The sequence below is a fragment of the Bifidobacterium biavatii DSM 23969 genome, assembly GCF_000741165.1.
Lineage (GTDB): Bacteria > Actinomycetota > Actinomycetes > Actinomycetales > Bifidobacteriaceae > Bifidobacterium > Bifidobacterium biavatii.
The window spans coordinates 20,850-27,918 of record NZ_JGYN01000043.1 but is presented as its reverse complement, the minus strand read 5'-3'; the positions used below and the strand labels follow the sequence as shown (position 1 = coordinate 27,918).

Below are 7,069 nucleotides of genomic sequence, written 5' to 3'. Positions count from 1 at the left end.
GCCAGCGGCATCGCCAGCGACGCGAGCGCGCATCCGGCCGCCAGCGCGCGGACCGCTCGCGACGCGGCTACTTGAACATGCGGGAACGGGTGAGGAACCATGTCACCACCGCGGACAGGGCAATCGAAATGATGATGATCGCGGCGAAGCCCCACGGCTTGTCGCTCAGCGGCATGCCGAGCATGCCGGTCTGGAAGTTCATGCCGTACATGGAGAAAATGAGCGTCGGTACCGACAGGGTGATCGAGATGATCGTGAAGATGCGCATCACGTTGTTCAGGTTGTTGGACACGATCGAGGCGAACGCGTCGGTCATGTTCGCAAGAACGCCGCTGTAGATGTTCGCCATCTCGATGGCCTGCTTGTTTTCCGTGATGACGTCCTCGAGCAGGTCCTCGTCATCCGGATACTGCTTGACGCGAGGCAGCGTGGTGAGCTTCTCCATCACGATTTCGTTCGATTTGAGCGACGTCGTGAAATACACCAACGTCTTGCTCAGCTCCATGAGCATCACGATCTCGCGGTTCTGCATGGAATGGCGTAGCTTGAGTTCCAGCTTGTCGCTTTCGCGGTCGATGATGCGCAGGTAGCGCAAGTACATGGTCGCGTTGCGGTAGAGAATCTGCAGGATGAACCGCGTGCGCATGAACGTGTTGAACCCGCGGATCGTGCCCTCCATGAACGGGTGGAGCACGGGCGTGTCCTGCATGCACACGGTGATGATGAGGCTTTGCGTGACGATGATCGACAACGGGATCGTCTCGTACCAGTCGCGGCCGCCGCGCTCCTCGACGGTCGGGATGTCGACGATGATCATCGTGTAGTCGTCTTCGATGTCGACGCGCGAGCGTTCCTCGTCATCCAGCGGGGCGCGCAGGTCGGCCAGATCTACGCCGGTTTCCTGCGCGATGGTGGCGAGCTCCACGTCGGTCGGTTCGCTCAGCGATATCCACGAACCGTTCTCGGGTTTCTGCACCTGCTCCACTTGGCCGTTGATGGTGCTGAAAATTCTCAGCATGTCTCGTCTCACCCGCCTTCCGCCGTTCGAATGCGGCGCGTGTCGCCGCGTCCCCGTGTAAAACCGTGACAAGAATAGTCCCTATGGTGCGACAGGCCCGCCGCGACGGGCATATCGGCACATCGTGTTCATGTTCGCGTGCGAAATACGTGCGTTTGCGTGAGTTTGCGTGCGGGCGCGCATTCTCGCACGTCTGCACGCCGGCCCGGATCCGTTGCGTCCGCGTCACATGGCGATCGGCTTCCAACCCGGCATGCCCGGGCCGCGCAGGTCCGCCGGCCCGTTCTCCCAATCGGCGTATTGGGCGATCATGGGCGACCGGTTGAACTCGTCGAGCTGCCAAACCGGCTCGTCGAGCGGCACGCCGCCCATCGCGCCGACCACGCTCAGCCGGCTCCACGACGCGTTGCGGATGCCGCCGAGCGCGTTGCCGTCCGGGTCGAGACCGATCAGCGTTTCGATCGTGGCCGCAATCCACGATCCGTGGCCGACGACCACGAGCGTGGTCGGCTCGCCGGCATAGCGCGGATCGGCGACGATCTCACGCATCGTCTCGGCACCACGGCGGCCCACGTCGCGCCGGCTTTCCACGCCGTACGCGAGCTCGCCGCCCTCGTGCCTGCGCCACGATACGTACGCGGCCTCGTCCATCGCGCGGATCTCCTCACGCGTCAGGCCCTCCCATTGTCCGAACCTGCGTTCGCGCAAACGCGGATCAAGCTCGACCGGAATGCCGAGCAGATCGGCGAACGCGTGCGCGGTCTGCTGCGCGCGGAACAGGTCAGACGCGACAACAGCGAGCCTGCGCCGAGACGCCGGAGCCTGCCGGTATTCGTCGATGCTGCTGCGTTCGGCCGCGTCGGGACCGGGCTGGGCGAGCAGCTGAGGATTGCGGGCGATGTTGCCGACCTTGGCCCAGTAGTAGCGTTGCGCAAGTTCGAAACCGGCCTGATCGGCCTGCCACTGGCCGACGATGTCGAGCGGCACGTCGATCTGCCCCTGCAGCCGCCGCGCCAGATTGTACGAGGTCCTCCCGTGCCTGAGCATCACCACTTCGTCGATCATCGTCTCCCCCGTTTCGCACAGTCGCGTCGGACGTTTTCCGTTCAGCTCACATCATATCGGCGGGCCGGCATCGCACGCGACGCGGGGCGATACGCGCCGAACACGCGATGAGTGCGACCGTGCCGAACACGACGGCCAAAACGACCCAGTCAGACGGTAGTTCCGTTGCGCACCCGCGGGACTATAGTGCTGGAATATAACGTGCTGGAGCATACGGATGTCCGGCGGGGATGCGGGAGGCGACAATGGATCTGCTCTTCGTGACCAGCAGTACGGCCCTCGTAATGGCCGTGGCCGGAACGCTGCAGTCAGCCGGACACACGGTCGACGTGGCGTCGGATGCGCAGCAGCTTGACGGGGCTCTGCTGTCGGAGCGCGCGTTCGGCGAGGCGGACGCGGATGTCCAGCGCGTCCGGCGCGATTACGATGCGGTGCTGCTTGACGATCTGACCGATACGGAGCTTATGGGCCGTCTCGAACGGCTGCTCCGTTCGCGCGCCGATGATTCCGGCGACGGTTCTGACAACAATGTGCCCGGCGCCAGTCGGCCGCTGCCGAAAATCGCGCTGCTGGCCACGCCGTCCATGCCACGCGGACGGGAGCAAACCAGCCGCTACGCCATCAGCGATCCCGCTTCTCCCCTGCATCCGGCCGTCACGATCAACAAGCCGTTTTCGGATACGGAACTGCTCTCCTACATCGAACTGTTGTCGCCCGACCATGCCGGAACAAACGGGCCCGCACTGCTCATCCACGGCGATCTGACGCTCGACACGCACGCGCAACGCGCCTACTATCGCAGCACCAGCCGTCCGATCGCGCTGTCGCCACGCGAATACTCGGCGTTGGAGGCGTTAATCCGCGCGGACGGACGGTTCCTAAGCTTCGACGACCTGTCGCGGCTCGTGTTCGGCGACGGGGTCGGATTCGCGGAGCAGCACGCCGTGATGGCGACGACCCTGTATTCGCTCACGCGCAAGATGCGCCGGATGGGGTTCTTCATCACGCAGCGCGGGCACGAGTATCGAATCCGCTGAATCGCAAGGCAAGCCGAATGGAACATGTGGAGCATGGATTCGGACCGGTGTGGGACGCGGAATCGCGCGTGCTGGTGCTGGGGTCGATGCCAAGCCCGAAATCCCGCGAAGCCGGGTTCTATTACATGCACCGGCAGAACCGGTTTTGGCCGGTGATGGCCACCCTGTTCGCCGACCCGGCGGATCCGTGCGACGTGCCCGGCGACTCCCCCGATTCACGGCAGGCGTTCGCGCTGCGACATCATGTGGCGCTGTGGGACGTGATCGCCTCGTGCGACATCACCGGAGCAAGCGACTCCTCCATCCGCAATGCGATGCCGAACGACATCGTGCCGATCGTGCGCGGTTCGCGGATTACGCGTGTGCTCACGACCGGCACGAAAGCCGGGCAGCTCTACCGTCGGCTGATCGAACCGGGTTTGTCGGCGGCCGGATGCGCCGTACCTATGATCCAACTGCCGTCCACCAGTCCGGCGAACGCGTCCATGAGATTGCCGCAACTGGTCGAGATCTACCGCAAAGCCTTCGCGGATGCGGGCGCGATCGCCAAACACGATTGACGGTTCGGATCTTTTGTCCGACGCTCATCAGGCTCGTGTCGCCTGCCAATAGCGTCCTACCAACGGCAATGGCCGGCATCCGCGATGATCCGCGGGTGCCGGCCATTACCATGCACGATCAACTGTCGATCAATGCACTATCAACGCACAATCCATGCGCGATCGAAAAAGGCTCAGTCCTTTTCGATGGTCTTGCCGGCGGTGGCGCCGGAGGACAGGTCCTGAATCTCGGTGATCTCGAGCACCGGAATGGCGGCGGGCTTCTTGGTGCCCTTCTCCTCGGCGACCTTAACCTGCTCGTCGTAGATCGCGTCGTCGGTGTGCAGGGTCACGTTGCCACGGAAGCGGTAGCCCTTCTTCTCGGCGAGGTTCGCGACGGCGACGACCAGCGGGGAACCGTTCTCAAGGTTCTGGTAATGCTGGCCGGCGGTGCGCTCGTGGTAGGCGAGGTGGTTGTCGTCGAGCACGAACAGCGACATCTTCGGGCCGAGGTCGAGATTGCCGTCCTTGTCGACGGTGGCGATCCACGCGAGGTTGTTTTCGATGAAGGTCTTCATCTCAGCGGTGAGCGTTGCCATGATAGCGTCCTTTCACATACGACATACGGTTGCCAAACGATTCCAGCCTACGCCGGTCGGCGTGCGTCCGCCACCGCGTCCCTGTGAAAAATCTCTCAGAGAATATATCATGCGTCTTCTACGATGGGGACAGCATTTTTTACTGTCTGCCGTCGTCTGTCGCCGGACACGTTGTTGAGGAGCCGCAATGAATATCACCGAAGCCATGGAAGCCCGTCATGCCGTGCGCGATTTCACCGACCAGCCGATCGATGCGGCGGTGTTGGACAAGTTGCGCGCCGCAGTGGCCGAGGCGAACGCTCAGGGCGGGCTCGATATCCGGCTGGTGCATGACGACACGGACGCGTTTGGCGGCTGCCCGACGCACTACGGCCGGTTCAAGAACGTGCGCTGGTGCTTTGCGCTAATCGGACACGACGCCGACACCGGCCCGGCCGACTTGGATAAGCGCGCGGGATATTTCGGTGAGCGTCTCGCCCTGACCGCCGTGTCGCTCGGATTGGACACCGGCTGGGCCGTGCTGCACGAGGTGGCGGAGCACGACGATTTCTGGCATCTGGCGGACGGCGAACGCATGCCCGCGGTGATCGCACTTGGCCATGGTGCCCGTCCGGGACGCCCGCACCGCAGCAGGCCGGTCGAGGAGTTGGGCGCCGTGGAGGGCGCCGGCACGCTTGCCGACGCGCCGGCGTGGTTTGTCAGCGCACTGGAGGCCGCCCAGCTGGCGCCGAGCGCTCTCGGCAAGCAGCCGTTCCGGTTCACGCTGCTCGCCGACGGTCTCACCGTCCGTGCCGAGGCGTTGGAGGGCGTGCAGTCCGACATTGGTCTCGGCATTGCCAAGCTGCACATGGAGCTGGGCGCCGCAGCCGCCGGGCACACCATCGTCTGGTAAAAGGCCCTGCGATTGTGGCATGTAGAGGCCGTCTCATTGCGGCGCCTGCGTGACATTGCTGAGAGCAAAGTGAAGTTACTAGCCACAATGTCACGCAAATCGACCTTATAGCGTGACATTGTGCTAGTAGGACGACTGCGCCAGGGACAATGTCACGCCAAACACTGGTTCCTAGTTTTTGGCCTATAACCCTGCGAATGGTATGAGAAAGCCCGAAAGCGATTGGCTTCCGGGCTTTGATGGTGGAGCTAAGGGGATTCGAACCCCTGACCCTCTCCATGCCATGGAGATGCGCTACCAGCTGCGCTATAGCCCCGTTCTTGCGAACCTGAGATAGGTTACGACAGGATTCGCAAGCGTGCAACCTCGGCGTGTCGCGCCTTGACCGCCGTCCTGGAACGTTCTGTTTGTCGGGACCGTCGGACGGCGGCTGACCGGTGGATCACTGCGCCGTTGAGCCGCTGTCCCCCGAAGTGGACGAACCGGAGCTGTTCGTCGAGCCGGTGTCGCCGGAAGAGCTGGAGGAATCCGAGGATGACGAGTCGCTGCCGCTCGACGACGACCCGGAGGACGTCGACCCGGAATTGCCGGACGAATTCGATCCGCTGGACGTGCCCGAAGACGATCCGTTCGAGGAGTCGGATCCGCTGCCGGTGGATCCGCTGGTGCCGGAATCGGTGGACGTGCCGTTCGACGAACCGGACGAGCTTGATCCGTTCGAGTTGCCGGACGTGCCGGTCGAACCGGATGATGTCGAGCCGTCGGACGAACCAGACGATGTTCCGTCCGACGAGGACCCGCTGGTGGAGTCGGTCGAACCGTTGGATTCGGTGCCGTCTTGCGTGGTGGAGTCGGTCGAATCGTTCGAATCAGTGCCGTCGGCGGAGTTGCCGGTCGTGCCGGAGTCGGTGCCGTGATGTGTGTCCGTCGGACCGCCGTTCGACGTGTCACCGGCATGTCCCTGATCGCTCGGCTGCGACGGGGTTTGCGTGGTGCTGACGATGTCGCGCACCACGGAGTCGGTGCCCTGGCCTTGCGTAATCAGCATGATGATGCCCGCGGTCGCGGCCACGGCGACCAGCGAGCTGATGATGGCGACGCCCAGCGCGATGCGCTTCTGCTTGACGGTCGTGGCGACGCTCGGCGCGGCCACATGATGCACGCCCTGCGACGACGCGACGCGTCCGACATGACCGGCTTGGCCGGCATGATCGACGGAACCGCCATCATGCGCCGTTTCGGTCGCGTTGACCAGATTCGCCAGCGTATTGCCACCCTGTTCCGTGCCGGACATGCCGGACGCACCGGACACGCCTCCAACCGCCGACAGCACGGTCGTACCGTCCGCACCAACCGCAGTCATATCGGCGACCGTCGCGTCGGTTCCATCCGCAGAGCTGATCACGCGGCCTGCGTGCGAAGCCGCATCCGCACGCTCCTGCAACGCGACGGCACCGGGCGCAAGCACGGTCGTTTCGTCATTGCCGTTCGCCACGCCGGTCGCACCAGCAGAACTCGCCGTATCGGATGCACCGGCGGCGGCCGCATCGGCCTTGTCCTCGGCTTTGCCGTCATCCGACGACGAGCCAACGCCAGTCACGTCCTGCAGTTTCTGACCGGAAGCGCTCAGCACGTTTTTGTAGATCTGCGATGAGACCGCGGAGACGATCGAACCCGCGGCGACGCCGATCACCGAGCCGGCCATGCCTATCTTGGCCGACAGCAGAAACGACGTGACCGCGGCGAGCGCGCCCGCGGCCAGCGACGTCAGCGATATGCCTTTGAAAAAATTCCTCACGGTTCGTGAGCCTAGTAAAAATTCTTGGCAACGCGCTGGGCGGCAGGTGAAAACAACGTAATCCTCACAGCTTCCCGTCAAAATCTTCACAAAATCCGCGTGGCGTGCCGCACGGCGTTGC

At 63.7% G+C, this 7,069-nt stretch carries 7 protein-coding genes and 1 tRNA gene; 3 read left to right on the top strand and 5 right to left on the bottom strand.

From position 1 onward, the window contains the following. Nucleotides 1-67 precede the first annotated feature (67 nt). Complete coding sequence (locus BBIA_RS12490; protein WP_033493306.1) at nucleotides 68-1,018, bottom strand: magnesium transporter CorA family protein; 951 nt, start codon at nucleotides 1,016-1,018, stop codon at nucleotides 68-70. A gap of 225 nt (nucleotides 1,019-1,243) precedes the next feature. Further along, entirely contained in the window at nucleotides 1,244-2,083 is an 840-nt protein-coding gene (locus BBIA_RS12485; RefSeq protein ID WP_033493304.1) for a histidine phosphatase family protein, read from the bottom strand. Between the two features lie 260 nt (nucleotides 2,084-2,343). Here BBIA_RS12485 and BBIA_RS12480 point away from each other — a divergent pair, with 260 nt between their 5' ends. Continuing rightward, entirely contained in the window at nucleotides 2,344-3,120 is a 777-nt protein-coding gene (locus BBIA_RS12480; RefSeq protein WP_238548524.1) for a response regulator transcription factor, read from the top strand. Between the two features lie 17 nt (nucleotides 3,121-3,137). Continuing rightward, nucleotides 3,138-3,680, top strand: coding sequence for a DNA-deoxyinosine glycosylase (locus tag BBIA_RS12475; protein ID WP_033493300.1), 543 nt, complete (start codon nucleotides 3,138-3,140; stop codon nucleotides 3,678-3,680). A gap of 173 nt (nucleotides 3,681-3,853) precedes the next feature. On the opposite strand, the gene BBIA_RS12470 is transcribed toward BBIA_RS12475, so the two are convergent. Continuing rightward, the gene (locus tag BBIA_RS12470) at nucleotides 3,854-4,258 is read right to left on the bottom strand and encodes a pyridoxamine 5'-phosphate oxidase family protein (protein ID WP_033493298.1); all 405 of its coding nucleotides are present in this window, start codon (nucleotides 4,256-4,258) and stop codon (nucleotides 3,854-3,856) included. A 187-nt stretch (nucleotides 4,259-4,445) separates the two neighbouring features. Between BBIA_RS12470 and BBIA_RS12465 the strand changes: the two genes are divergently transcribed. Next, nucleotides 4,446-5,150: a nitroreductase family protein gene (locus BBIA_RS12465; RefSeq protein WP_033493296.1), complete on the top strand. Its 705-nt coding sequence runs from the start codon at nucleotides 4,446-4,448 to the stop codon at nucleotides 5,148-5,150. Between the two features lie 240 nt (nucleotides 5,151-5,390). Here BBIA_RS12465 and BBIA_RS12460 read toward each other — a convergent pair. Both BBIA_RS12460 and BBIA_RS12455 read right to left on the bottom strand, forming a co-directional pair. Continuing rightward, nucleotides 5,391-5,466 (bottom strand) — tRNA-Ala (locus BBIA_RS12460). A gap of 126 nt (nucleotides 5,467-5,592) precedes the next feature. Continuing rightward, complete coding sequence (locus BBIA_RS12455; protein ID WP_033493295.1) at nucleotides 5,593-6,948, bottom strand: hypothetical protein; 1,356 nt, start codon at nucleotides 6,946-6,948, stop codon at nucleotides 5,593-5,595. Nucleotides 6,949-7,069: the final 121 nt, after the last annotated feature.

Excerpts from the sequence above, each read along its gene's own strand:
- BBIA_RS12470 (WP_033493298.1), bottom strand. The coding sequence starts at position 4,258 with ATGGCAACGCTCACCGCTGAGATGAAGACCTTCATCGAAAACAACCTC.
- BBIA_RS12465 (WP_033493296.1), top strand. The coding sequence starts at position 4,446 with ATGAATATCACCGAAGCCATGGAAGCCCGTCATGCCGTGCGCGATTTC.
- BBIA_RS12490 (WP_033493306.1), bottom strand. The coding sequence starts at position 1,018 with ATGCTGAGAATTTTCAGCACCATCAACGGCCAAGTGGAGCAGGTGCAG.
- BBIA_RS12485 (WP_033493304.1), bottom strand. The coding sequence starts at position 2,083 with ATGATCGACGAAGTGGTGATGCTCAGGCACGGGAGGACCTCGTACAAT.
- BBIA_RS12475 (WP_033493300.1), top strand. The coding sequence starts at position 3,138 with ATGGAACATGTGGAGCATGGATTCGGACCGGTGTGGGACGCGGAATCG.